This window comes from bacterium (genome assembly GCA_035308905.1).
GTDB lineage: Bacteria > Sysuimicrobiota > Sysuimicrobiia > Sysuimicrobiales > Segetimicrobiaceae > DASSJF01.
In genome coordinates, this window is record DATGFS010000012.1 from 1 (window position 1) to 1500 (window position 1500).

Here is a 1500-nt window from a genome sequence, read left to right on the forward strand (position 1 = left end):
AGCTCGACGGCGAGCCGCTCACGAGCGAACGCATCAAGGCGGAGATGCAGCGCGTCTTCCTCGCGCACGGGACGGTGGCGGACGAGTTCATCGTCGCCTCGGGCGCGCAGGGCGCCGTCGGGCACGACATGGGCTCCGGCCCGATCGCCGCAGACCTGCCCGCCGTCTTCGACCTGTGGCCGCGCGACACCGCCACGGCCGTCTACACGGACATGACGCGGACGTACGTCGTGGGCGAGGTCCCCGATGAGATCCGGGAGTACCACCGCCTCTGCAAGGAGGCCCTCGACCGCACGACCGAGGCGGCGAAGCCCGGCGTGAACGGGCGCGCCCTCATGCAGATCGCCTGCGACCTCTTCGCCGAGCACGGCTATCCGACCCAGCTGACGAAGAAGCCCGGCGAGGTGCTCGACAGCGGCTTCTTCCATGGCCTCGGCCACGGCGTCGGCCTGGAGGTGCACGAGCGGCCACGGCTCTCGGTCACGGGCGACGACCTCATTCCCGGCGACGTCATCACCCTGGAGCCCGGCCTCTACCGCGCCGGCTACGGCGGCGTCCGGCTCGAGGACATCCTCCTCGTGACCGACGACGGGGTCGAGACGGTCACGCAGTACCCGTATGACCTTCAGCCCTGACTAAATCCGCCGAAACCGGGTAAAAGCCCCCCCAAATACATCGGCGTCCGACGGACCGCCGAGGGGCGGGAGGCGGCGCCGGGAGGAGGGGCTCATGGCGACTGTCGTCACGGACAAGCCTGTGACGGTGTTCGAGAACACGCCGGCTGCCGACCCTGCACCACTCGGGCTCGCCGGCTTCGCGCTGACGACGTTCCTGCTCAGCGGGCACAACGCCTCGTTCATCCCCGACCTCATCTGGGTCGGGCCGGCGCTCTTCTACGGAGGGCTCGCGCAGCTCCTGGCCGGCATGTGGGAGTTCCGGAATAGAAACGTGTTCGGGGCGACGGCGTTCTCCACGTACGGCGGCTTCTGGATGTCGTTCGGCATCTTCGTCGTCCTCGCTCTCACGACCGGGTTCCTCGGCGGCTACAAGCCGAACGACCTGGCCAACGCGGCCGCGTGGTTCCTCTTCGCGTTCGCCATCTTCAACACGTACATGCTCATTGGAAGCCTGCGAGTCAACATCGCAGTCTTCTTCGTCTTCCTCACGCTGGAGATCACGGAGATCCTTCTCGTGATCGGCAACTTCAATTCGGCGCATACGAACGGCCATCACTTGTGGTGGGTCCATGCAGGCGGATGGGCGGGGATCATCACCGCCGCGGTGGCCTGGTACACGTCGGCCGCGCTCGTCATCAACGGCCAGGCTGGAAGGCACGTCTGCCCCGTTGGCACCCCGATGATGAGCTGACCTAGGATCCGCGAAGGCCTACGAAGAAGGAGAGCTCTCTTGGCGACCGAGACGAGTCACGCAATCGACACGATGCTCCTCGAGGAGCGGCGGTATCCGCCGCCGGAGGACTTCGCACGCCAGGCGAACGCG

General features: G+C 67.1%; 2 protein-coding genes. Both read left to right on the forward strand.

Annotation, left to right across the window (positions count from 1 at the left end):
- Positions 1-635 (forward strand): M24 family metallopeptidase (locus VKT83_04230; protein HLY21655.1); only part of this gene is annotated, 635 nt, incomplete at its 5' end.
- Between the two features lie 94 nt (positions 636-729).
- Positions 730-1368 (forward strand): acetate uptake transporter, encoded by a 639-nt coding sequence (locus tag VKT83_04235; protein ID HLY21656.1) that lies wholly within the window; start codon positions 730-732, stop codon positions 1366-1368.
- The last annotated feature ends 132 nt before the right edge of the window (positions 1369-1500 follow it).

What these genes read in the sequence shown, in the direction of transcription:
- VKT83_04235 (HLY21656.1), top strand. Translation starts at nt 730, where the DNA reads ATGGCGACTGTCGTCACGGACAAGCCTGTGACGGTGTTCGAGAACACG.